The sequence below is a fragment of the Streptomyces sp. YPW6 genome, assembly GCF_018866325.1.
Lineage (GTDB): Bacteria > Actinomycetota > Actinomycetes > Streptomycetales > Streptomycetaceae > Streptomyces.
Genome location: NZ_CP076457.1, coordinates 3,545,563 through 3,567,614 on the forward strand (window position 1 = coordinate 3,545,563; position 22,052 = coordinate 3,567,614).

The window sequence follows — 22,052 nt, forward strand, 5'->3', positions numbered from 1 at the left end:
CAAGGAACTGTAACCCCAGCTCAGGAGGGATTTGGGGGCGTGTTGATTCTCCCTCGGCCGTGCTGATCCTCTCCGCTGTGGTGCCGAAACCGCCGAGCCGGAATAGGCGGCCTTTCTGGCACATATAACGAAACGGTAACACTGTTGCCGCCTATGTCCGTTCCGCCCGCGTATGCGCTTCACCAAACACCTCTCTATAGGTAGGGGCGCGTACGCGTGATTCGTTGTCCTGGCGTCCCAGGGTATCGCGCTTATCTGCACTGCCCTAAAACGATCCCTATTTGATTGGAGCCGCGCATGTCCCCTGACTTGCAGGCAGATGCCCAATACGCTTTCCATCAGTACCGCACGGGCGCTATTGCCGACCCATATACGGCGCTCAACTGGCACGCACTATTCGCCGTGGAGCTGCTTTGCGATGACCTCGTGACGGGCGACGAGGTAAAGGAATCGGTGACGGGTCTAATCGCCGTGCTCAACATCGCGACCGATTACCGCAAGGCGCAGGCTGCTGACTCCGAGGAGGTCTAACAATGGCCAACATCTTTGCCGTAAGCAACGTCGTTGCCAAGAACGCCGCTTCGCTACTCAAGGCCGAGCTAGTTCTAGGTCGCCTCGTGTTCCGTGAGGCCGAGTCTGATTTCATTGGCGGGCGGGGTGACACGGTCCGTGTCCGTATTCCGCGCATTCTTCAGGCGTCGAAGTTCACCGGTTCCACCTCTGCTATCAGCACCCCGCTAAATGAGCAGACTGTTTCCGTCAAGCTCAATACTCACGCGATGCAGCCGCTAGAGCTGACCGCGAAGGACATGACGCTTGAGGTAGAGAACTTCAGCGCACAGGTCCTTATGCCGCAGGTTGCCGGTGTCGCCGAGATGATCGAGGCAGAGATCGGGACCGTTATGCAGCCGGTCATTACTGCTGCCACGCTGACGATTGATCCTGCCAACCCCCGTGACGCGATTACCGCGGCTGGCGAAATTCTCGACACCCGCAAGGTGGGCGCTAAGTCGCGCGTCCTGGTGGTGAGCCCGAACGTTAAGCGCGCGCTACTCATGGACCCGAACCTTTCCAATGTCGATTCGGCCGGTTCTCCGTCCGCTCTCCGTGACGCAATCGTGGGCCGTCTGCACGGTTTCGACGTCTACATGTCGCCATTCATCACCAATGGCGCTGTTGCAATGACGCGAGAGGCTTTCGCCGCTGCTATCAAGGCACCGGCCAAGCCCGAGTCGGTTTCCGGCGCGTCGGCAACGGACGATGACCAGCAGGGCTACGCAATGACTTGGTTCGTGTCGTTCAACGGCGAGACCCGTACGGAAATGAGCGTCGTTGAGGCGTTCGTGGGTGCGACGGTTCTTGATGCACAGCGCGCGGTCGGCCTCAAGTTCACGCCTCCGGCATAAGGGGGGTGAATTGTGGCTGAGGTAGAGAACGCGCCGGAGACGCCACAGGAGCCCGCTGCAAGCCCTGTAGGCGTTTCCGAGGCAGAATTCGACCCGGCGGCCGGCTCGGCCTCTCAGAATGGCGCTGAGGCGATTTCCGAGGGTCCCTCGTTGGATGACCTACAGGCCGAATTGCAGCAAGCCGCTACGGCGCTTCGCACATCCGAGGATCTGCGCCAGAACCTCCATTCCCAATTGGATGACGCCGAGGCCCGTGTGAAGGCCGCCGAGGTTGCGCTAGAGCGTGAGCGGGTCGGCCGTCGTCATGGGTTGCCCGATGAGCTAATGGGATTTCTTCGCGGTGAGTCCGCCGAGGAACTAGAGGCGGAAGCTAAGACCCTGGCAAAGTACGCGGCTGTGGGCCGCTCGGGACTCGGAACCGGTGGCCTTGACCCGACCGAACCTCGTTCCGGCGGAATTGAAAAGATCCTCCGCAGCGCTCGGGAGTTCTAGTGAGTCGGCAGTCTGATTTCAACGCGGCTGCACAGGCTTACTACTCGGCACAGGTGGATATCTCCGAATCGCTGGTGGAGCGGGTCATGTCCTGGTGGCGTGGCCTGTCTCCGCAGCGAGCGGCCGAGGGCTCATCCGCTGTGGTGCGTGAATATCAGGCTCTCGTGAATACCTCACGCAGCCGGTCATACGCCGAGGGCGTGAAATACCACAACGCGGCGCGGGAAGCTGCGACCGGCAAACCGGCCCCCGAATCCGTGTGGGATGGTCGAGACTTGGACGCCGAGGCTGGCAAGGCCAAGGCGTCGTACTACGTCCACACTGCGCCGCTCCGGAAGGAGTTCCAGCGGGGCCGGTTGGATGACCCGGAATTCATTAAGTCCCTTGACGACGTGATGCAAAGCGCCGGGCGAAACCTTGCTCTAGACGCTGGCCGACTCGCTGAATCGGGCGGCCGTGATGCTCTGGCCGAGGCCCGAGAGAATGACGCTGAGGTGATCGGCTGGTATCGCAAGACGGACGCCGACCCGTGCGGATTCTGCGCCGTGATTGCCAGCCGAGGAGCGGCCTACTCCGACTACATGGAGCCCGACCAATTCCACCCTGGTTGCCACTGTCAGACCCTCCCGCTGTTCCGGGGTGTCGAGATGCCCGCCGAGGATGCAGCCAAGCGAGATGAGTACCTGGCCCGCTGGAAGGCGACCGAAGGCAGTGGAGCCGACCAACTGAGGAACTTTCAGCGGGAGTTCAATGCAGAGCGAAAGGCGCGGAGAGATGGACAGTGAGCGGGAGGCCCATTGTGGGTACTGCGGAGTCCTGGAGATAAACCCTCGATGCCCTCTCCGTGGAATACGTGAGGGTGCCTGCCGCATGGTGACGACCATGACTTGGGACGAGTTCCACAAGTGGAAGGCGGAACGAAAGGAGCGCAGCTAGCCGCAGCCTTGCTTTCGATGGTGACATTCAGTGGCGAATGGGGAGGGGGAGGACCCGGAAAAGGTTCCTTTCCCAACCGCAAGGTGGTGGCACTCCGCTGGCTGTACGGCTAATGGGGTCGCCGAAACCCCCTTGGACCGCAGTTGAACACACACCGTGATGCCGCCTTGCCGGGCCACCTTCGGATTTCAGGCGGTTTCCCGGCCGGCGAGCAGGTCGCCCCAGCGCCCCCAAGGGCTCCGCTGCCTTCGATCTGAAACCCGAGCCCCCGTGGCCGCTCCCGTTGGGGTGGCTGCGGGGGCTTTCTGCGTCATGCCGCGCTGTCGAGGACGGCCCGCACCTCTGGCACCTCGGCGTACTCGGCGAGCCTCGCCAGCACGACCCGAACCCGCTCCGCTGTCCTCTCGCTGGCCACGTCCCGAGACAGGTCGATGACCCGTTCCGCAGTCGCCGCCGCTTCCTCGGGTTCGTTCGCGTCGGCGTAGGCCACAGCGAGCCACGACAGGTAGAGCGCCATTTCCCGCGTGTGCGTCGCGTCGTACCGGCTGAGCACGTCGCGGAGGAGAGGCACGGCGCGGAGCGGTCGGCGCAGCTCGGCGTAGACGCGGGATTCCATGACCTTGAGTTCGCCAGCGTCCACCCAGTACAGCCACGCCGGTGACTCGGTTCCCTCGCTGTCCTCGGCCAGCGCTTCCCCCGCCTCCCCGAGGGCCCGCATTGCTTGCTGTGCGTTCTCGATTCCCCCGGCTTTCGTGTGGGCCCACGCCACCCGATCGAGGTACAGCGCGCGAGCCTTCGGGGGTGCGTCCGACCCGGCCCCGTGCAGCGCTGCCCGAGCAAGGTCTAGGCCCTCAACTTCCCTGCCGACATTGCTCAGTTGGTAGGCGAGCGACCCGGCAAGATTCCCGGCCAAGGTGTGGTCCTCGGCCTGTCTCGCTGCACTGAGTCCTAGCCGGTAGATCCGCTCCGCTTCGGCGTGCTGCCCGGCATCGCTGGCAATCCACCCGGCGATCTGTGCCAACTCTCCAATCTGACGCAGGAGTTCCCGGCCGACTTCCCCCGTGTGGGCACCCTCGCGATACAGGCGGACGGCTGACCGCAGTTCCCGCAGTGCGGGCCGGATCAGGTCACCTCCGGCTAACACGTCGTCGGCCAGCCGTAGGCCGTGCACGCGCTGCTGTAGGTCGCCCACCTGACCCATGCCGATCCGGCGGCCCTCACGGGCGCTGAGAGGGGCCAGCGGGTCACCCTCGGGCAAGTAGTCGGCCAGCGTCGGCAAAGGCGGCTCAGTGGGCGCCTGTGGCCCCGTGAGCACTTCCGGCGACACCCCGAGGGCGGCAGCGAGGAAGGGCAGCCATTCGCGCGGCGTGCGCTTCCCGATCTCCCATCGGCTGATCTCCTGACGACCGACCGGATCACCCTGGACGCCAGCGACCCGGCAGACCTCCCGCGCTAGGCGCGCTTGGCTCCACCCGAGACGTTCACGCTCTCGCCTGATGTTGGCCCCGACGTTGCTCCCCATGGTGGCCAGTCTGGCCGACAGTTGGCCTACACGTGGCCGCTAGTGCAGACATTGGCTCGGGGCGACGATCTTCCGGACCGAGACGAGGGGACGGCGGACGATGGCGAGCCAGACCGAACCGGGCGCGGACACGAAAACGGAGTACCTGACCTACGCCCCGAAGGGTGAGAAGTGCTCGAACTGCGACAGGCCGATTGGTGGTCTGGAGCGAGTTCACCGGGACATCGTGGCTCGGGTCGGCGCTCCGCCCGCTGTGGTCTATCGGCACGCTTCCGGGAGGTGCCCGAGATGATCACCAGTGAGGACGTGGGGAAGCTGGTCGAGGACAGCGCGGGACGCGTCGGAATTCTGCGTGACGTGATCAGGGATTACGAGGACCCGGCGGTTTTGCCGAGCGAGCGACGAAAGAAGCCCACGGCTTTCATCTGGCCGGAAAGCGGGGGCCGCGAATGGCTGGTGGACCCCCAAGACCTAAGGCCGGTCTAGCTCCGCTGTCCCTCTCGAATTCCAGCGGAAAGGCTGTGCCCGTGAAGTTCGATCCGAAGGAAAAGACCGGCGACGGACGGGACGGCGGAGATCAGTTCCCGCCCCCGCCCGTGGCGTAGAAGACTCCCGCCCGCACCGGGTGGGTATCCATGCAAGTCCTACAACGGAGGTAACGACATGCGCGCTTGGTGGCTGACCATGGCGGACGGCAACCCGCAGGACGACAGCGACAGCGGGAACAAGCACGGGGGCGGCGGCTCCGACGAGGGCGGCAACACGAACGACGGCCAGGGCCCGGCGGACGGTAAGTGAGTCCGCGCCGATGATCGACCGCGAAAAGGAGGCGGGTCCTACGGGGCTCGCCTCTGCGCTCATGGAAAAGGGAGCGCTGAAAAGCGATTGGTTGCCCGCATTCAATGCGGTGCCCCGGCATCTTTTTCTGCCTGACATGATCTGGCCCGGCCGAGCCGGCATGAATCGCCAGGACGACCGCGTAATCCGGACTGAGGAACCTGAGGTCTGGTGGTCGGCGGTTTACCGCGATGCGCCGATCACGACCCAATGGGATGACGGCGCGTACACCGGCCCCGGAAAGGGCAAGGTCCCGTCGTCCTCCAACTCGATGCCGACCATGGTTTTCTCGATGCTCGACGCGTTGAACGTCGAACCGGGACACAAGGTGTTGGAGATCGGGACCGGCACCGGATGGAATGCCGCGCTGCTCTCCCATCGGGTCGGCGCTGAGAACGTCGTCACGGTGGAAGTGGACGAGGCCAGCGCGAGGGATGCGCGGGGCCGTCTGAAAGCGGCTGGATTCGAACCGCTTACCGTCGTCGGGGACGGGGCCGAGGGATACGCCGATGCGGGCCCGTATCACCGCGTCATCGCCACGTGCTCAATCGGCAGCCTGCCCCGGCAATGGATCGCGCAGACGAAACCCGGCGGGCTCATCGTTGCGCCGTGGGGACCGACGTACGGCGGGGAAGCGGTCGTTCGTCTCGCTGTGGCCGAGGACGGAACGGCTACCGGGTGGTTCCTCGGGTCGTCGGCATTCATGCGGCTGCGTGCTCAGCGCACGGAGCGGAAGCACGTCCGTGAATACCTCAAGGGTCGGCAGTGGCCAGCGGACGGACGGCGGAGCATGACCAGCATTTCCCCGGATTCGGTGGGGGACTGGCCGGTCATGTTCGCCATCGGCGTGCAGGTGCCGGGCGCATTCCCGTGGATGGAGTCGTACGGCGACGGCTCGTACACGCTGTGGCTCCGGGACACCGCTGTCACGTCGTGGGCAACCGTCGATTTCGTGCCCGGCCGGGACGAATTCGAGGTCTACCAGTCCGGGCCCCGCGATCTCTGGAATGAGGTGGTCGCGGCCTACCTCTGGTGGGAGGAGCAAGAGCGACCGGGGTTCGAGCGGTTCGGGCTCACCGTGGACAGCGACGGCGAGCGGGTGTGGCTCGACCGGCCAGACAACCCCGTGCCGGTCATCGGGCGGCCCTGACAACCCCTGTGCGGCCCCGTCTGTGCGCTTCCCCCGTGGCGCATGGGCGGGGCTTCCTCGCGTTCGTTCCCGCTGGTCAACGTCCCCGCGATAAGGTGTTGTTGCGTTGATTCACGCCCACCAGATCCCGAAGAACACGATTCCGTAGTTGAGGATCCCTTCGAGGACGTGCCCGTCCGCAAGGGCGTGGTGGAGCGACACTGCGGCGATGCTGACGGCGACGACGAAGACGAGGTCGAAGAAGAGTTCGAGGGTGGAGGCGGTGCGGCCCTCCTCGTCGGGGTCGCGCGGCCGCATCGGGACGAGCCGGAATCGGGATTCGACGGTCATGACGGGGATGCCTCCGTGTCCTGGTCATGGGAGGTTCGCGGCCAGGGGCGAGAACAGGCCGTGCGGTCCGGGGCGTCACCCGCCCCGGACCGCTGCACGCATCCGGGCGTCACTCCTCGGGGACCACCTCCAGGGTGTTGCGGCGTACGGGCTCGGTCGACATCGTCACCGCGTACTCGCTGTCGGCGTACTTCTCCCGGTAGGAGGCGTCGACCGCCTGGTTGGTCTCCTCGTCGTCGGGGTCGACGGGCACGAAGCGCACCGGCTTGTCGACCCCGCCGGCCGAGATCCGGCCCCGGCCGGTCTTCAGGGCCGGCCCGTACCACTTCCCCTGCGTGCCGTTGTAGGAGCGGATGAAGATCCGGTCCCCGACGGGCACGGACCAGATGTCGACGGTCTTGGGGGTGGTTCCGTCGGGCAGGGTCGCCCCGACGGTGAAGTAGGTCTCGGCGTTGATGCGGTCGAGCTCATCCGGGGTCCAAGCGGTCATGGCCGGTCTTCCTTTCGCGTCTGCGGTCACGCTGCCCCGCATGATCGGTGCAAGGCAGCGACGACTGCCCGGGTCAGAGCTTGTCGGCGAAGAAGGGGCCGAGCTTGCTGACGGCCTCGGCGACCTCCTTCTCGCCGTCGTAGAGCTCCATGTGGTTCGATCCCTCGACGACGTGGAAGGACTTGTCCTTGCTCGCGGCGCGCGCGAACAGGTCATCGCTCATCCACTTCGATCCGGCCTCGCTGCCCGCGATCACGAGCAGTGGCTGCGTGAGGAACGCCTCGGCCTTGTGGAAGGCGTCGTAGGTGATGATCTGGCTCAGGCTGCGTGCGGTCATGAAGCCGGGTGCGTTGGGGTGCTCGCAACGCGGCGTGTGGTAGTACTCCCACGCCTGGCGCAGCTCCTCGTTCGGCGCGTCTTCCTCGCGCATCGGTGCGAGCGGGAAGGGGTTGTCCTTGCCCTGGGCATCGGTGGTGCGGGCCTCCGCGCCCATCGCGAGCAGGGGGGCGGCGTCGGCGTCGGCGACGTCGTTCGTCCAGCCGTTGCGGAACATCTGGCCGATGTTGACGAGGCTCACGGTGCCCACGGCCTTGATGCGGGGGTCGTCGATCGCGGCGTTCGCGGTGTAGCCGGCCCCGGCACAGATGCCCATCGCGCCGATGCGGCTACTGTCCACGTAGTCGAGCGTGGTCAGGTGGTCGACCACGGCGCTGACGTCCTCGGTGCGGATGTGCGGGTTCTCCAGCTGTCGCGGCTCCCCGGTGCTCGCGCCCTGGAACGAGGCGTCGTAGGCGACGGTCACGAAGCCGTGCTCGGCGAGCTTGCCCGCGTACAGGCCCGCGGCCTGCTCCTTCACGCCGCCGCCCGGATGGGAGACGACGATCGCGGGGTAGGTCTTCGACGCGTCGAAGCCTTCCGGAAAGTTGATCACCGCCGCGAGGGTGGTGCCGTAGCCGTTGAGGGTCTTGACGCTGATGTTCTCGCTCATGATCTTCCTTGGGTTTGCTGTCGAATGGGTTTCTGGGTCAGCCGGGCTCACAGGTGGGCGCCGAAGAACTCCGTCGCGGCCTCGATGGCCTGGCGCGTCGGCTCCGGCCGGTCGTAGAGGTCGTAGTGCGAGGTGTCCTCCACGACGAGGAGCCGCTTGTCCTTCGAGGCTGCGCGGCCGTAGATCTCCTGGCCGTCTCGGTAGGCGCCGAACCCGCCGGGCTTGTCGCCGATCACGACCAGCAGCGGCCGGGTGAGCAACTGCTCGGCGCCGAAGAACGCGTCCCAGCCGATCGCCGCCGCGCGACGCGACAGCACCGCGCTCGTGGCACCGCCCGCGCTCTGTCCCCGGCCGGTCTTGTAGTAGTCCGTGGCCTCCAGCACGTCGATGTCGCTCAGACCCGCCTCCCGTCCGGCCTCGACCGAGGCAGGCAGGAGGTCATCGGTCCGCGGATCCGCGCCGCGTGCCTCGGCGGTGCGCTGCACCGCCATCTGCTCCAGAGCGCCGATCGGGTCGTAGCCGCTGAACGACTCGCGGCTGAGACGCCCGAAGTTCACGCGGGTGATGCTGGTGACGGCCTTGATCCGGCGGTCGGTCATGGTCGCGTTGATGACGTAGCCGCCACCCCCGCAGACGCCGATCCCACCGATGCGGTCCGCATCGACGTACGGCAGGGTCACGAGGTGGTCGACGGCGACGCGGACGTCCTCCACGCGCTGCGCGGGATCCTCGATCAGACGCGGCTGTCCGCCGCTCTCACCCTGGTAGCCGACGTCGAAGACCAGCACCACGTAGCCGGCCTCCGCCAGCGCCTTCGCGTACACGTTGCCGGCAGTCTGTTCCTTGCAGCTGCCGATCGGGTGAACGCTCACGATCGCCGGACGGGAGCCGTTCTCGTCGAAATCCACAGGGAGGTGAAGGACGCCCGCCAGATCCCAGGCCATCCCCCGGGAACGGAAGCTCACACGCTCGGTCCCTTCAGTCATGATTCCTCCTGGCTGTCCCACTCATCGTCGTCCGGGCCGCGGGACGGCGCCCGTCGGCGCTTACGACGACAACTGTGGGCGCCCTCGATCGAGGGTGGAAGGTTGCGATAGAACCCCCCTCGAAGGGGGGTCTGGCGGAACCTGGCTCCTGGCCCCGATCGCCCATAGCGTGAGGTCATGGCACCGAAGGACGAGCGCGTACGGGACTTCCTGACCACCCGCCGCGCGAAGATCACCCCCGACATGGCCGGCATCCCGAAGGGCGGCGGAGCGCGCCGCGTCCCCGGCCTGCGCCGGGAGGAGGTCGCCATGCTCTCCGGAGTCTCCGCCGACTACTACACCCGGATCGAGAAAGGCGACCTGACAGGAGTCTCCGACGAGGTCCTCGACGCCCTGGCCCGCGCCCTGCAGCTGACCGAGGACGAGAGCGCCTACCTCTACGACCTCGCCCGCACCGCGCGCCGGCCCTCGCGGGCGAGGAGACAACCGAAGGCCGCGGCGGGCGTGCCGCAGCAGGTGCAGCTGCTCATGGACGCGATGAGCGCCACCCCCGTCATCGCCCTGAGCAGGAGGCTCGATGTCCTCGCGTCGAACGCTCTCGGCCGGGCCCTGTTCGACATGGCCTTCACCAGCCCGACCCGGCGCTCATCGGCCTCCCCGCCGAACCTGGCCTCCGTCGTCTTCCTCGACCCCGCCGCGGCCAGGTTCTACGACGACCTCGACGACGCGGCAGCCGCGTGCGTGCGCATCCTCCGTGCTCAGGCCGGCGCGACACCGCACGACAAGCAGCTGATACAGCTCGTCGGCGAGCTGTCCACGCGAAGCACCGACTTCAGGTCCCGCTGGGCCGCTCACGATGTCGGCGTCCACCGCGCGGGCAGGAAGACCCTCCACCACCACGAGGTCGGAGAGCTCGTCCTGGGCTTCGAGGAACTGACCCTCGACTCCTCTCCCTCCATCACCTTGTCCGCGTACATCGCCGAGCCCGCCTCCCCCACTGCCGAGCGTCTGCAACTGCTGGCCACCTGGGCAGCGACGACCGCGTCGGCGCACCCGTGAATCAGGCTGAGCTGCCCGCCGACGCGGGTCGTCTCGATGCCGTCGGTCTTACGCAGCACGGTCTCGGGCATGCCCGAGACCGTGAACCGCTCGTCGGCGCGGAACAGATCCGGCAGCAGGCCGCTATGTCTCTCCCGACCCACTCGGTCTGGCGCCAGGGCCGAACCCGGTCGCCTACGTCGACAACCCCCTCCCCTGGTGCGACCCGCTGGGCCTCATGCCCAAATATCCCAAGGAGAGGGCCCGGAAGGTTGCCGACCAGGTGATCGAGCGGGCCCGGGAAGGGAACATGAAGAAGTCCGGCAACTACCACGCCGACACACGGCACCAGTTCAGCGGCGACCGTTCCGGAGATCCTCAAGAACCCCGACGCGGTCTACCACTCACAGGGAGAGCGGGGAAACCTCTCCTTCCGGCAAGGAGAAGACGTCGTGATCACCAAGGGGCCGGGCCCCGGCGCGGGCGATGCCATCACCGCTTACGGTCCTTCGGGGCCCCGAGGGGAAAGCGGCGCCAAGGCATTCGGCGGATCGCCTGACGGCCCCGGCCTGCCGGTGACCCATGACGATATCGTGAACGGCGACATTCCGGACAGCCGAGGCGGCACGCTGGCGCCCGCCCCTCAGATCCGGTGAGGTGGGACACCTGTGGAAATCGCCCTGAACACCCTTCGCGCCGTGGTGACGGACACTCCGCTCACGTCGACCCCGCGCCTCGCCCTCGACATCCCCCAGTTGGTCGTCGGTGAGTTCACCGACCGGGCGGAATTCGAGCGGCTGCTGCCCGGCGCCTTCGGAAGCCAAGAGTGGCTGGGTTCGGAGAACGACGACCTTCTGTTCGACAACGGCAGCCGCGAGCTGGTCGGCGTGGGCCTCCACCTGCCCGCCGTATCCGCCCCGGCAAAGGCCGGCGTCCGCCTTCCCACCGAGCCCCGGGCCGTCCGGGGCGGGCTCCGCGCGGAGGAGGCTAACGACTTCGCCCTCGCGCAGACGACGGTGCTGTGCTGCGACCTCGAAGCGACGGAACTGGCCTGCCTGCGGAATCTCGCGGTCCTCGACACCCCGCTGGATGCCCGGATCGGTATCGCCCCCGGCTTGGCGCTCCTGGTCCAGGCCGAGGCAGTCGTCGGCTGGAGCCTGGCCGACCCTGTCCGATACCTGACGACCGGGTACGCCGTCGCCGACCTGGCGCCGCCGGCGCCATCCACCAGGCGGCGACTGGCCGAGTGCCTCGCACTGATCACCCGCCCGTTGGTCGACGACGTGATGGACAAGGAACCGGACGCCTGGCACCGACTCCGGGCGACTGAGCAGGCCCTGCGCGAACAGAAGGAGGACCTGAACAGGGCAGCAGCGCTCCACCGGCTTGTGACTCGCTTGATCGAGGATTACGAGAACTGGTGAATGGGGCAGGACGTGGGTCTACCTCACTCGCTGCTCGCCCCGACTCTCGGCGTACGGGCCGCCGAGAACCGCTGGAACCAGCCCAACCCGAAGAGTTCGGACGGCGCCATGCCGGTGACTCCTTCGGCCTGAGCGACTTGCAGACGCGACAGGGGGAGCCGGCTGGATCGGCGACACGAAATGCGCCGCCTACGGACTCGACGAGCAGGCAAGTTGTGCATCGGGCTGTGCAGACCTCAGCGGCCGTGCCGCATCCGTGCCCAGCAGAGCGTTCAACAGCGGCCAGATACAGCCTCAAGAGACCATGGCGACCCCAGCTTCCTCGCAGGAAAGCGCGGGTCGGAGCCCTTCCCGAGCCTCAAGCACCGCTGATTCCCAAGCTCAGAGCGCAAGTTCGATTCTCGTTACCCGCTCCACGACTGAGGCCCAGGTCATCGACCCGGGCCTTGTTTGTTGTCTCGACCTGTCTACGTGCTCCTCCGTGACCGGAGCTGAGCGAAGACATGCTCGACCGGCAAGTCGCACCGATCCTTGTCCTGTTCCCAGAAAGCGAGTACCCGAGCCGTGGCCTCGGCCATGCTCGGGGCAGATCAGCCGCGCGGAGAGTATCGGCGACCTCTTCCATCTCGGGCGCCCAGCGCCAGTCACGGGCTGCAACACTCGGCAGATGCTCCGGATCGGAGAGGATCGCGGAGATCATGACCTCGGCTTCGGCCGTGAGCTGATCACCGACTCCATGGGCGTCGGCGAGCGCGTGAGCCACGCCGGCGAGGGTACGAGCGGCCTTCTGGTAGCTGGAGAAGGCCATCTTCAGCGCGGAAGCGGAACCGACTGTGTCCCCGACCCGGCACACGTGCAGCGCAGAGTCCGTGAACAGCGACGCCACCAGCTCGACGGCAGAGTCGGCCCCTGCGAGATAGAGCCGTGCGGCACGCCCCTCGCCCGGCGGCTGACCGAAAACGGCACCGTCGACAACTGCGAAGCCGGGGCGGATCGCTCACTGACCTCTGATCCTGGACCCACAGGACCGACCACCGGGGGTGCCCAGCGGCGAGACCCTCCGAGTCGCCCGTACCGTCGGCCTGGTCCCTTCCGTTGGTGCTGCCGCGTGGATGTTCCCGAGGTTGTCGAGTTGAGCATCCGACTCACGGGCGTAGCGTGGAAAAGGTCCAGGCCAGGCGCAGCCGTGTCGGAGAGTGGCTGGGAGAGCATGGGCCGATATCGGTGCTGAGCGCTGGGTGTCTCAAGAGCTCGCGGCAACGACGCGCAAGGAGTGAGGTTGATGAACAACTCATCGATCGAACGGTTGCGGGAACGCGTACGGGGGCCGGTAGTCACTCCTGACAGCGACGGCTACGACGAGGCGCGCACGGTTTACAACGCCATGATCGACAGGCGGCCGGCTGCCGTCGTGCAGTGCGCCCACGCGGGCGATGTCATGGCTGCGGTCGATGTCGCACGTGACAACGGGCTTGACCTCGCGGTGCGTGGGGGTGGGCACAGTGTGCCCGGCTTCGGGACCTGCGACGACGGCGTGGTGGCCGACCTGTCCGGCATGCGAGGCGTCCGCGTCGATCCGGATCGGCGGACCGCGCGTGTGGACGGCGGAGCGACCTGGGGCGACTTCGACGCGGCGACGCACGCGTTCGGTCTGGCGACCACAGGGGGGATCGTCTCCACCACCGGCGTCGCGGGACTCACCCTCGGTGGCGGCATCGGATACCTCGCCCGTAGCCTGGGCCTGAGCTGCGACAACCTGCTCTCGGCCGACGTGGTGACTGCGGAGGGCAAGCTACTCGTCGCAAGCGAGCAAGAGCACGACGACCTCTTCTGGGCCATCCGCGGCGGCGGCGGCAACTTCGGCGCGGTGACATCGTTCGAGTTCCGGCTCAGTCCGGTCAAGGACATCTATGGCGGGCCCCTCCTGTACGAGTTGGAAGATGCCGGGACGGTTCTGCGTTCGTTCCGCGAACTCATCGCTGACGCCCCGGAGGAACTCGGCGGCTTCCCCGCCTTCCAGATCGCCCCGCCTCTGCCGTTCATACCTGAGAACCGGCACGGCGACACCTTCATTCTGATCGTCGCCTGCTGGGCCGGCCCCATGGACGAGGGAGAGCGCGCCGTCCAGCGGTTCCGCGATATCGCGCCGGTGGTTGCCGAGCACGTAGGCCCGATGCCTTACTCCGCGCTCAACAGCGCGTTCGACGCGCTGGTGCCGCCTGGGCTGCAGCATTACTGGAAGGCCAACTTCGTGACAGAACTCAGTGATGAGGCGATCGCAGCACACCTCGAACACGGACCTCGGCTACCCGTCATGAATTCGACGGTGCACATCTACCCGATCAACGGTGCCTGCCACCGCGTGGCACCGCAGGACACGGCCTTCGCCTACCGGGATGCCACGTTCGCCACCGTCATCGCCGGAATGTGGCCGGACCCTGCCGACAACGAGGCGAACACCGCCTGGGTGCGTGACTACTACCAGGCCACCGCTCCGCACTCGGAGGAAGGCGGGTACATCAACTTCATGGCCGAGGACGACCAGGACCGGATCAGAGCCAACTACCGGGGCAACTACGAACGCCTCGTAGAGGTCAAGAGGGCCTACGACCCCAGCAACCTGTTCCACGTGAACCAGAACATCAAGCCGTAGGGGTGACCGGCGTCCGCACGGCACATGGGAATGGACGTACCTGAGCGGCTGGGCTGACCCGAGGCATCGTCCAGTGGCTCGCGACGACTTGACCAGACTCCTCGGTCCTGGGCTCGGAAGGGCTCTGCGGCAACAAGATCCGCGTCATCTCCCTCTGACGGCACGCCCACCCCGAGGAGGCACCCGCAGAACCCGTCGCACCGCCAACACTCGTGCCCCATCCGTGCCCGACAGCGGACAAGAGCGGTCGGATATGGCTCCCAGACCGGGAACCGTGGACCTGGCCAACCAGAAATCGCAGGTCGGATTCCCGGCAGCAACTCAGCCGCCGCTGACTACCCGGCTCGGAGCGCGAACTCGACTTCCGTCACCCGCTCCACGACTGAGGCCCGGGTCATCCCCGGACGTTCTTCGTGTTCGGGGCCGAGCCGTGGTGTGGAGGCGCCGGGGACGACCGGAACCGCGTGGTTGCCGGTGTGCGTGGTGCCCTAGGTGTATTGATCACGAGCGTTGTAAATGCTCGTGACGCTCGGAAGTCAGCAGTGACGTCGCCCGGGGGCTTGAGGTGCGGACGGGGAGTCAGGCGGCGATGAGGTCGTGCTCGCGGTCCGGCGTCGCGGCCCTGGGCCGCTTGTTCGGCAGTGCGAGCCGGAAGACCTTGTGCCACGCGGAGAACACCTGCTGGGGCAGCGGGCCGGTGACGTACTCCAGCTCGTACTTCTCGAACAGCGCGCGCACCTTCACCGCGACCTCGGCGTACCGGTTGCTCGGCAGGTCCGGGAACAGGTGGTGCTCGATCTGGTGCGACAGGTTGCCGGTCATGAAGTGCATGGCCTTGCCGCCGCTGATGTTCGCCGAGCCCATCATCTGGCGCAGGTACCACTGGCCGCGCGTCTCGCCCGTGATCGACCGGCGTTCGAAGACCTGTACGCCCTCGGGGAAGTGCCCGCACATGATCACCGAGTGGGTCCAGAGGTTGCGGACCAGGTTCGCGGTGAACGTGGCGGCAAGTGTGGTGAGGAAGGAGGGGCCCGACAGCAGCGGGTGGATCACGTAGTCCTTCAGCACCTGCTTGCGGATCTTGCGGCCCACGGCCTTGGCCCGCGCACGGAACTCCGGGTTCTTCCGGCGGCGCTTGGTGAGGTTCTTGCCGAGCTCCAGGTCGTACGCCGCGATGCCGTACTCGAAGAAGCAGGCGTTGAGGAAGTTCCACAGCGGCTGGCCGAGGTGGAAGGGGTGCCACTTCTGGTCCTCGTCGACGCGCATGATGCCGTAGCCGAGGTCGTTGTCCTTGCCGATCACGTTGGTGTACGTGTGGTGCAGCTCGTTGTGCGAATGCTTCCACTGGTCGGACGGCGAGACGTGATCCCACTCCCAGGTGGTGGAGTGGATCTTCGGATCACGCATCCAGTCCCACTGCCCGTGCAGGATGTTGTGGCCGATCTCCATGTTGTCCATGATCTTCGCCACGGACAGCCCGGCGGTGCCGAGCAGCCACGCGGGCGGGAAGATCGAGAACAGCAGCACCCCCCTGCTGACCAGCTCCAGCGTGCGCTGCGCCGAGATGACCTTACGGATGTAGGCGGCGTCCCTCTCGCCGCGGCCGGCGATCACCTCGTCGCGGATGGCGTCCAGCTCGCGGCCGAGCTCCTCGATCTGCTCCGCGGTCAGGTGGGCGGTGGGGTCGATGGCGGTCAAGGTGCTCCTACCGTTCGATGTCGCAGGGGCCCGCAGCGGCGGACACGCAGGTCTGGATGAGGACGCCGGGACCGGCCTCGGTGATCTCGCCGGTGCGCAGGTCGCGGACGGCGCCGGCCTTGAGCGGCGTGACGCAGCCGAAGCAGATGCCCATGCGGCACCCGGAGGGCATGAGGACGCCGGCCTCCTCGCCGATGTCGAGCAACGGCGTGGCGCCGTCCGCGCCGACGGTCCTGCCGGTGGTGCTGAACGTGACCTCGCCCCCGTCACCGGCGACGACGATGCCGGGACGGAACCGTTCGGTGTGCAGACGTTCCAGGGCGTCGTGTCCGGCCCAGTGCTCTTCGGCGGCGTCGAGCAGGCCTGCGGGCCCGCAGGCCCAGGTCTCGCGCTCGGCCCAGTCGGGCACGAGTTCCTGGAGACGGGCGATGTCGAGCTTGCCGTCGGTGTCGGTGTGCACCTCGGTGAGCCGGAGCCCCTCGTCCACGACCAGGCGGTGCAGTTCCCTGCGGAAGATCACGTCCCCGGGCCGAGGTGCGCAGTGGACCATGACGACGTCGTCGAGCTCGATCGAGCGCAGCATGCCCATCACGGGCGTGATGCCGCTGCCGGCCGTCAGGTAGAGCACCTTGGCGGGCTTGGCCCGCGGCAGGACGAAGTCACCGGTCGGCTGGTCGAGCTGGATGAGCGTGCCCGGTTTCGCCCGGCGGACCAGGTGGTTGCTGACCTTGCCGTCCGGGATCGCCTTCACGGTGATCGTGATGCGGCCGTCCCGGCGGTCGGCCGGGGAGGTGATGGAGTAGGCACGCCACAAGCGCACCCCGTCGACGTCGACCCCGATCCTCACGTACTGACCGGCCGTGTGACCGCGCCACGCCCGCCCCGGCCTGATCACGACCGTCGCGGCGTCACTCGTCTCGGGGTGCACCTCCTCGATGCGCCCGCGCAGGTCGGCGCCCGTACGGAGCGGACTGACCAGGTCGAGATAGTCCGACGGCATCAGCGGCGTCGTGACCATCTCCAGCAGTTTCCACGCCCCGGTGCGGAGGGCTCCACTCGTCATGACCCCAGCTTGCTGTGCCGCCAGGCGTAAAGTCCTGACCACAGGACGTAAATCTGGTCGACTGAATTGTTCGCAGGGAACAAAAATGAGCTATGCAGTCCGGAGGGCCAGCGAACTGACCCTGGACGCGACGACGGTCACCGCCCTTCGGGCCGCGCTGAAGACCACCGCCGACGAAGTCGTCCAGGCGATCATCGACGAGGTTCCTCCCTACGCCCATGCCTTGTCGGGCCGCATGGGGGCCACCATCCGCAGAGCCGTCCGCACCGCCCTGGGGCACTACCTGGACCTCGCGAGCGGGAACGCCACGGGCGGCGACGCCGGGGACGCCGCCTACGAACTGGGCCGCGGCGAGGTGCGCGACGGCCGTTCGATGGACGCCCTGCTCAGCGCCTACCGCGTCGGCGCCCGGGTCGCCTGGCGATGCCTGGCAGCGGGTGCCGTACCCGCGGGTCTGCCCGCCGCCGAGGTCGCGAAGTTCGCCGAGCTGACCTTCGCCTACATCGACGAGCTCTCCGCCGCGAGCGCCGCGGGCCATGCCGACGAACTGGCCGCCCGGGGCAGAGCCCACGAGCGCCACCTGGAACACCTGGCCCGCGACCTCCTCGCCGGCGCGAGTCCGGACGTGCTGCTGGCCTCCGGGCAACGGGCCAGGTGGCAGCCCCCTGTTTCGCTGACCGCCGTCCTGCTGCCCGCCGCCCAGGCACGGCCCGCCTACCGGACACTCGACCCGAGCACCCTCGTCCTCGACGATCTGCCGGATGCCACCGGTGTGCTCCTCGTCCCCGATGCCGACCGGTCACGTCTCCTGCGGCAGCTGACCGACCGCGCCGCCGTGGTCGGCCCGGCCCGGCCGTGGACGCACGCGTCCGCCTCGTACGCACGAGCCCTCCGCGCGCGCTCCCTGTCCCCTGACATCCGCGACACCGAGGACCACCTGCCCGACCTGGTGCTCAGCGCCGACGCGGACGCGTTCGCGGACCTGCGCGCCCGAGCCCTCGCCCCGTTGCTGACCCTGCCCGCCGCGACCGCCCGACGGCTGGAGGAGACCCTTCGGGCGTGGCTGCTGCACCAGGGCAGGCGGGACGAGGCCGCGGCGGCCCTGTTCGTCCATCCCCAGACGGTGCGCTACCGGATGTCGCAGCTGCGGGAGCTGTTTCCCGATCTCGCATCGCCCCGCCGGGTCCTTGAACTGACGCTGGCGGTCGGCCTCCGGGTCAGCTGACGCGTCACCCGTCCAGGCCACGTCCACGCCACGTGCACGAGCGCCCGCGAGCGTCGAGGGATCGTGCTCGTTCCCGGTGCCATGCCGCCATGAGCCGGGAGAGCCGCTCTTCCGTCGTCGTGGAGCGCCCAGGGCACTCGTGACCTGCCGGGCGTCCCGGGACGAGGCGGTGGGTCGGTGGTCGCCGTTCCCCCTTCGGGCGTCGGTCCCCCGGATCTGCGGTGCGGCCGTCGAAGAGCCGGTGCGGCGCGGGTCTCGGCTGCGGAGCGACGTTTCCCGTACGCGACCGTCAGCGCGCCCAGCAGCGGCACCCACTACGAGGACGGCGACCGCAGGTCGCGGTGAGCCGTACGCCGCGACGTCCTTCGGTCACCGCGGGCTGCTCCCGTCGAGGGCATCGCCGGTGACCACCGGCCGGTCGGAGGGCAAGCCCCACTCGCTCCACGAGCCGTCGTACACGGCGAGGTCGCCGTAGCCGGCCAAGGTGGCCCCCAAGGCGAGGACGCAGGCGGTGACCCCGGAGCCGCAGCTGAAGTACAGCTGCTCACGGCTCCCGGCCGCCGCTTCGAACGCCGTCCGCAGCTCGTGCGCCGGAAGCATCACACCGCCGTCCCGTTGGATCTCCCCGAAGGGGAGGCTGACCGCGCCCGGCATGTGGCCGCCGCGCAGGCCCGGGCGCGGCTCCGGCGCGGTCCCGGCGTACCGCTTCGCGGTGCGTGCGTCGAGCACGGCGGCTGCCGGGTCGGCGAGGGCGGCGGTGACGGCATCGGCATCCACGATCAGCCCCGGCCGGGGCCGGGCGGTGAAGGTGCCGCGCGGCCCGTCGTAGGTGGCGGGCGCCTGCTCGACCGGATGGCCGGCCGCGACCCAGGCGGGCAGGCCGCCGTCGAGGACGGCGACCCTGTCGAACCCCATGGCACGCAGCATCCACCAGGCGCGGGCGCTGGAGTAGATGCCCTGGGCGTCGTAGACGACCACCGTGTCCGAGTCGTGCACGCCGAGCGCGCGCAGGGCTTCGGTGAACTGCTGGGCGCCGGGCATGGTGTGCGGCACGGTGGAGGTGTGGTCGGACAGATCCCCGTCGAGATCGAAGGGACGGGCCCCGGGGATGCGCACGGCCGCGCCCCGGTGGGCGCCGACCGAGGCGTCGAGGAGGATCACGCCCTCCTCGCGCAGGGCCGCCAGCCGGTCCGCCCCGACGAGCGGGCCGGTGAGTCCGGTGGCAGCGGCATCGGGGGGTGTCGTCGCGCTCATGCGGTACCTCCGGGGACATCGGCGGGCCACCCCTGGGTGTTGTCGGGGAACCAGCCCGCCACGTGTTCGATATGGGCCGGCACATCCTCCTCCGTGGACCCGTCGGCCGGGTAACCAGCCAGGAGAGAACGGACTTGGCTCCGCCGTCGCACTGCCGGCCGACCCCTCGACGTACGTCGCCAACCCCCACACGGCGGCCGACCCGCTCGGGCTCGCGCCCATCGACTGCCCGGACGAGACGGTGACGGTCTACCGCAAGCAGACGGATCACCCGCTGAGCCAGCGCGTCCACATCGGCGAGAACGGCGAGGTGACGATCACCGGGCACGGGAAGCTCTACCTCAATATGAGCGGAGACATGAAGCACACCGTCGAATTCCGTTCGGACGGCGGCCAGATCGTGTCGTACGAAATCCCGAAGTCATATCGCGATTCCATTCACGAAAACGCCCTTCCGCAGAACAAGGCCGACCACCCTGACGGTGACGCATTTACCCGACAGGAATGGAAAGCACTCCTGAAGGAATACCCGGAGATATCCGACCCGACCAAGGGGCCGCTTCTACGGCATTCCCGATAAACTGCTCGACGGATTGCGGGATGCTATCGTCCCCGGTTCGGGACGCGTGGTCCAGGAAGGGTGACCCACCTCAGATGATGCACACCAGCGACAGCCTGGCCGCCGAGCACCGGCATGTCCGGGAGGGCCCGGACACGGATGCCGCGCCCCCTGTTCTCTCCCTCTTCGTCGTCGATGTCGAAGGAGACGCCGGGGCGTACGTGGAGCGCCTGCGCTCGGTGCTCGCGCCCGCCGTACGGCTGGGCTGCACGGCGGACTTCGAGCAGGAGAGCCTTCCGGTCGACGGGATTCCGGGGTGGTTCGCCGCAGTCGCTTCCGGGTCCGATTCCGGGGACGAGGAGCGGACACCGCAGTTCGCCCGGGCGGGCCGCGAGGCGTACGCCGTGCACACCGGGGGCGGCCGGCCGTGGGATCTCCAGGACTGGCTGTACCGCTTCGACCCGGACGAGGATTCCCGGGGCTGGGAGTGGTGGGACGCCACGGTGGCGGGCCCGTCCCGCGTCCATGTCTGGGTGGACAGTTGGGGGGAGTCCTTCTTCGGATGCCAGGATCTGCTCTGGGCCGTTTTCACGGCGGGTGCCCTGCGCGTCGAGGGACCCACGGCCCAGAAGGCCGCCGCCTGGTCCGCGCAGCGGGACGCCGCATGCTGACCGCTGCATTCCGTGGAGCGCGCCACCTCGTCCTCACCTCATTCCGGGAGAACTCATGACCGACAGCAAGAACATCAACAATCCCGTGGGCATGGGTGGCGGACAGCGCAAGCGGCTGTCCCGCTCCGAGCGGCAGAACAACGGGCCTCACCGCAACCTCGACCGCAGGAACGCGGCCGAGCAGAAGGCGGAGCTGGTACGCAAGATGAAGGAGAAGTCGGGCCGGCCCGAGGGCGCCGGGCAGACGGACCCGGCCGGCGGCTGAAGGACCCGTGGTCCACACATTCGCGTTCCGCTTCCGAGGCCCGGCGGGTGGGCTGGCAGTGAATCTGCGGGCTGAAGCCGCAACGCTCGAAGGCGGGATCCCGCCGCACAGCATGCAGATCCACCAGAAGATCTGGCTCGGTCTGCCGCCGGCCGGGCTGCACTGGAAGGACGCCGCCTGGCTGGCGTTCGGCGTATCCCTCAACGCTCGCGCCCTGAGTGAGCTCGTACCCGGCGGCGTCCTGGTTCGCACGTCCTCGCTCGACTGTCCGTTGAGTGACTATCGGTCCGAGGCGGCGGCGTTGGCCATGGACGGATGGCTCCATGAGCGGTTCGACCTGGAGAGCTCGGGTGCCGCCGTCACGTACGACGCTTCCCTGGGTGGGTTCGCCTTCTCGTGGGGCGGGACGGCCGACCCGTTCTCGCAGGGGGCGCCGTAGCGGCGAAGCAACGCTCGCATGCCGACGCTCCCGCCCTTCCGCCGGCCCGGGCGCCCCGTGCTCTTCCCGTCAGCCGTGCAGCGTCGCGTTGCTGTAGACGTACAGGCCGATCACGCTCACGACGCAGAGCACGATCACCCAGGAGCCGAGCCCGGTGTGCCGGCCCCTGCCCGTGCGGCGCGCGGCCCTTCCCGCCCGGCGGCCCCGGCCGGCTCCGGGCGCAGCCCCGCCGTGCCGGTCCCGCGCCGCGTCGGACGCCGCCTCGGCCAGCAGGCGGCGGCAGGCGGCGGCGAGTACGTCCGTACCGGCGGCGAGGGGCACCACGGCCTCCGAGCGCGCCGGGGCGGTGGTGCCGCCGTCCAGGATGCGGCCTGCGCGTACGAGGATCTCGTCCCGGCCGCCCGCCGGAGCGAGGCTGATCCAGCGCCGCACGTGCTCGCCCCGGATGACCATCCCCCCGGACCGTTCCCGGTACACGGTGTGCTCGCGCCACAGCACACCCGCCAATTCCGTCGCGGTTTCCCGCAGTTGTGCCCCCACAACCCCTCCCCCTCCGCCTCTCGGCGAATCGAACAAGCATCGCACTCTACTGGCGTGCGCGGGTTCCGTGTTCGTCCGGGGGATGC

At 68.0% G+C, this 22,052-nt stretch carries 25 protein-coding genes and 1 pseudogene; 16 read left to right on the forward strand and 10 right to left on the reverse strand.

The window, feature by feature from the left end:
• Positions 1-297: 297 nt before the first annotated feature.
• The 4 genes from KME66_RS15680 to KME66_RS15695 are packed head-to-tail and all read left to right on the forward strand — an operon-like array spanning position 298 to position 2,683.
• Positions 298-531 carry a hypothetical protein gene (locus KME66_RS15680; protein WP_216322993.1) on the forward strand — a complete coding sequence of 78 codons (234 nt, stop codon included), beginning with the start codon at positions 298-300 and terminating at the stop codon, positions 529-531.
• Between the two features lie 2 nt (positions 532-533).
• On the forward strand, positions 534-1,406 hold the full coding sequence (locus tag KME66_RS15685; RefSeq protein WP_216322995.1) for a P22 phage major capsid protein family protein: 873 nt from the start codon (positions 534-536) through the stop codon (positions 1,404-1,406).
• Positions 1,407-1,418: 12 nt separating this feature from the next.
• The gene (locus KME66_RS15690) at positions 1,419-1,898 is read left to right on the forward strand and encodes a hypothetical protein (RefSeq protein ID WP_216322998.1); all 480 of its coding nucleotides are present in this window, start codon (positions 1,419-1,421) and stop codon (positions 1,896-1,898) included.
• The gene (locus tag KME66_RS15695) at positions 1,898-2,683 is read left to right on the forward strand and encodes a hypothetical protein (protein ID WP_216323001.1); all 786 of its coding nucleotides are present in this window, start codon (positions 1,898-1,900) and stop codon (positions 2,681-2,683) included. Before KME66_RS15690 ends, KME66_RS15695 begins: the two co-directional genes overlap by 1 nt.
• Positions 2,684-3,144: 461 nt before the next feature.
• Here the strand turns inward: KME66_RS15695 and KME66_RS15700 are convergent, their stop codons facing one another.
• On the reverse strand, positions 3,145-4,356 hold the full coding sequence (locus KME66_RS15700) for a helix-turn-helix domain-containing protein (RefSeq protein ID WP_216323003.1): 1,212 nt from the start codon (positions 4,354-4,356) through the stop codon (positions 3,145-3,147).
• A gap of 288 nt (positions 4,357-4,644) precedes the next feature.
• Between KME66_RS15700 and KME66_RS15705 the strand changes: the two genes are divergently transcribed.
• The 3 genes from KME66_RS15705 to KME66_RS15710 all read left to right on the forward strand — a co-directional run bounded on the left by KME66_RS15705 (position 4,645) and on the right by KME66_RS15710 (position 6,343).
• Positions 4,645-4,842, forward strand: a complete 198-nt coding sequence (locus KME66_RS15705) for a hypothetical protein (protein WP_216323006.1) — start codon at positions 4,645-4,647, stop codon at positions 4,840-4,842.
• 177 nt (positions 4,843-5,019) lie between these two features.
• Entirely contained in the window at positions 5,020-5,154 is a 135-nt protein-coding gene (locus KME66_RS34420; protein ID WP_301184494.1) for a hypothetical protein, read from the forward strand.
• A gap of 10 nt (positions 5,155-5,164) precedes the next feature.
• Positions 5,165-6,343 (forward strand): methyltransferase domain-containing protein, encoded by a 1,179-nt coding sequence (locus KME66_RS15710; protein WP_216323009.1) that lies wholly within the window; start codon positions 5,165-5,167, stop codon positions 6,341-6,343.
• A 111-nt stretch (positions 6,344-6,454) separates the two neighbouring features.
• Here KME66_RS15710 and KME66_RS15715 read toward each other — a convergent pair whose 3' ends face one another.
• The 4 genes from KME66_RS15715 to KME66_RS15730 all read right to left on the reverse strand — a co-directional run bounded on the left by KME66_RS15715 (position 6,455) and on the right by KME66_RS15730 (position 9,137).
• Complete coding sequence (locus KME66_RS15715) at positions 6,455-6,673, reverse strand: low temperature requirement protein A (RefSeq protein ID WP_253208362.1); 219 nt, start codon at positions 6,671-6,673, stop codon at positions 6,455-6,457.
• Between the two features lie 109 nt (positions 6,674-6,782).
• Positions 6,783-7,163, reverse strand: coding sequence for a DUF2255 family protein (locus KME66_RS15720; RefSeq protein WP_216323012.1), 381 nt, complete (start codon positions 7,161-7,163; stop codon positions 6,783-6,785).
• 73 nt (positions 7,164-7,236) lie between these two features.
• Positions 7,237-8,151 carry an alpha/beta hydrolase gene (locus tag KME66_RS15725; RefSeq protein ID WP_216323015.1) on the reverse strand — a complete coding sequence of 305 codons (915 nt, stop codon included), beginning with the start codon at positions 8,149-8,151 and terminating at the stop codon, positions 7,237-7,239.
• A gap of 47 nt (positions 8,152-8,198) precedes the next feature.
• Positions 8,199-9,137: an alpha/beta hydrolase gene (locus tag KME66_RS15730; RefSeq protein WP_216323017.1), complete on the reverse strand. Its 939-nt coding sequence runs from the start codon at positions 9,135-9,137 to the stop codon at positions 8,199-8,201.
• A gap of 177 nt (positions 9,138-9,314) precedes the next feature.
• On the opposite strand from KME66_RS15730, the gene KME66_RS15735 reads away from it, so the two are divergent.
• The 3 genes from KME66_RS15735 to KME66_RS15745 all read left to right on the forward strand — a co-directional run bounded on the left by KME66_RS15735 (position 9,315) and on the right by KME66_RS15745 (position 11,599).
• Positions 9,315-10,196, forward strand: a complete 882-nt coding sequence (locus KME66_RS15735; protein ID WP_216323019.1) for a helix-turn-helix transcriptional regulator — start codon at positions 9,315-9,317, stop codon at positions 10,194-10,196.
• A gap of 431 nt (positions 10,197-10,627) precedes the next feature.
• Positions 10,628-10,831 (forward strand): hypothetical protein, encoded by a 204-nt coding sequence (locus KME66_RS33955; RefSeq protein ID WP_253208363.1) that lies wholly within the window; start codon positions 10,628-10,630, stop codon positions 10,829-10,831.
• 12 nt (positions 10,832-10,843) lie between these two features.
• Positions 10,844-11,599 carry a hypothetical protein gene (locus KME66_RS15745; protein ID WP_253208364.1) on the forward strand — a complete coding sequence of 252 codons (756 nt, stop codon included), beginning with the start codon at positions 10,844-10,846 and terminating at the stop codon, positions 11,597-11,599.
• 467 nt (positions 11,600-12,066) lie between these two features.
• Here the strand turns inward: KME66_RS15745 and KME66_RS15750 are convergent.
• Positions 12,067-12,593 (reverse strand): annotated as a pseudogene (locus KME66_RS15750) (DUF1932 domain-containing protein); the annotation flags it as partial.
• 288 nt (positions 12,594-12,881) lie between these two features.
• Here KME66_RS15750 and KME66_RS15755 point away from each other — a divergent pair.
• A complete protein-coding gene (locus KME66_RS15755) occupies positions 12,882-14,252 on the forward strand; it encodes an FAD-binding oxidoreductase (protein ID WP_216323021.1) in 1,371 nt (456 codons plus the stop codon).
• Between the two features lie 579 nt (positions 14,253-14,831).
• On the opposite strand, the gene KME66_RS15760 is transcribed toward KME66_RS15755, so the two are convergent.
• Positions 14,832-15,950, reverse strand: coding sequence for an acyl-CoA desaturase (locus KME66_RS15760; RefSeq protein ID WP_073223286.1), 1,119 nt, complete (start codon positions 15,948-15,950; stop codon positions 14,832-14,834).
• A gap of 7 nt (positions 15,951-15,957) precedes the next feature.
• Positions 15,958-17,013 (reverse strand): ferredoxin reductase, encoded by a 1,056-nt coding sequence (locus KME66_RS15765; RefSeq protein ID WP_253208365.1) that lies wholly within the window; start codon positions 17,011-17,013, stop codon positions 15,958-15,960.
• Between the two features lie 85 nt (positions 17,014-17,098).
• Here KME66_RS15765 and KME66_RS15770 point away from each other — a divergent pair, with 85 nt between their 5' ends.
• Positions 17,099-18,238, forward strand: a complete 1,140-nt coding sequence (locus tag KME66_RS15770) for a CdaR family transcriptional regulator (protein WP_216323023.1) — start codon at positions 17,099-17,101, stop codon at positions 18,236-18,238.
• A 369-nt stretch (positions 18,239-18,607) separates the two neighbouring features.
• On the opposite strand, the gene KME66_RS15775 is transcribed toward KME66_RS15770, so the two are convergent.
• Positions 18,608-19,492, reverse strand: a complete 885-nt coding sequence (locus KME66_RS15775) for a sulfurtransferase (protein ID WP_216323025.1) — start codon at positions 19,490-19,492, stop codon at positions 18,608-18,610.
• A gap of 241 nt (positions 19,493-19,733) precedes the next feature.
• On the opposite strand from KME66_RS15775, the gene KME66_RS15780 reads away from it, so the two are divergent.
• From KME66_RS15780 to KME66_RS15795, 4 genes are all read left to right on the forward strand, one after another.
• Positions 19,734-20,072 carry a hypothetical protein gene (locus KME66_RS15780; RefSeq protein ID WP_253208366.1) on the forward strand — a complete coding sequence of 113 codons (339 nt, stop codon included), beginning with the start codon at positions 19,734-19,736 and terminating at the stop codon, positions 20,070-20,072.
• 74 nt (positions 20,073-20,146) lie between these two features.
• The gene (locus KME66_RS15785) at positions 20,147-20,722 is read left to right on the forward strand and encodes a hypothetical protein (protein ID WP_216323027.1); all 576 of its coding nucleotides are present in this window, start codon (positions 20,147-20,149) and stop codon (positions 20,720-20,722) included.
• A 55-nt stretch (positions 20,723-20,777) separates the two neighbouring features.
• Positions 20,778-20,987, forward strand: a complete 210-nt coding sequence (locus KME66_RS15790; RefSeq protein WP_216323030.1) for a DUF6243 family protein — start codon at positions 20,778-20,780, stop codon at positions 20,985-20,987.
• A 112-nt stretch (positions 20,988-21,099) separates the two neighbouring features.
• Positions 21,100-21,426 (forward strand): hypothetical protein, encoded by a 327-nt coding sequence (locus tag KME66_RS15795; RefSeq protein WP_216323033.1) that lies wholly within the window; start codon positions 21,100-21,102, stop codon positions 21,424-21,426.
• A 69-nt stretch (positions 21,427-21,495) separates the two neighbouring features.
• Here the strand turns inward: KME66_RS15795 and KME66_RS15800 are convergent, their stop codons facing one another.
• A complete protein-coding gene (locus KME66_RS15800; RefSeq protein WP_073223267.1) occupies positions 21,496-21,924 on the reverse strand; it encodes a hypothetical protein in 429 nt (142 codons plus the stop codon).
• Positions 21,925-22,052 lie beyond the last annotated feature (128 nt).